The organism is Planobispora rosea (genome assembly GCF_014648175.1).
Taxonomy (GTDB): Bacteria; Actinomycetota; Actinomycetes; order Streptosporangiales; family Streptosporangiaceae; genus Planobispora; species Planobispora rosea.
Map to the genome: position 1 here is coordinate 1 of NZ_BMQP01000152.1, position 557 is coordinate 557.

Genomic DNA, 557 nt, shown 5'->3' on the forward strand with positions numbered 1-557 from the left:
ACGCCTCCCGCCAGAACGCCAGCCCCCCGGCCGACACCCCCGCCTCCCGCTCCCACACCGCGAAATCCGCAAACCCCGCCACCAACGGCGGCAACTCCTCCCCCCGATACAACGCCCCCAGATCCCGCACCAACACCGCCCCCGACCACCCGTCGAAAACGATGTGATGCACCCCCACCACCAGCACATGCTCCCCCGCACCCACCTCCACCAGCCAGAACCGCGCCACCGGCCCCACCGCCAGATCCACCGCCCCCGCCGCCTCGGCCACCACCCGATCGACCACCACCCGCCCGGCCACCGCACCCGCCGCCTCGGCCACGACCGGACCCGCCCCCAGCCCCCCGCCCTCAACCGCACCCGCCTGCGCCACCCCCACCCGCTCGACCACCACCGGACCCGGCGGATCCACCACCATCACCGGCTCACCGTCCACCGCCATGAACCGGCACCGCAACGCGTCCTGCCGCGCCACCACCCCCTGCACCGCCCCGACCAGCCGATCCACGTCCAACCGGCCCACCAGACGCAACGCCAGCACCACCCCGTACTCACGC

The 557-nt window shown here is 74.3% G+C and carries 1 protein-coding gene; it reads right to left on the reverse strand.

The annotated features are described in order from the left end of the window. Nucleotides 1–544 (reverse strand): condensation domain-containing protein (locus IEZ08_RS39185; protein ID WP_229803976.1); only part of this gene is annotated, 544 nt, incomplete at its 3' end. Nucleotides 545–557 lie beyond the last annotated feature (13 nt).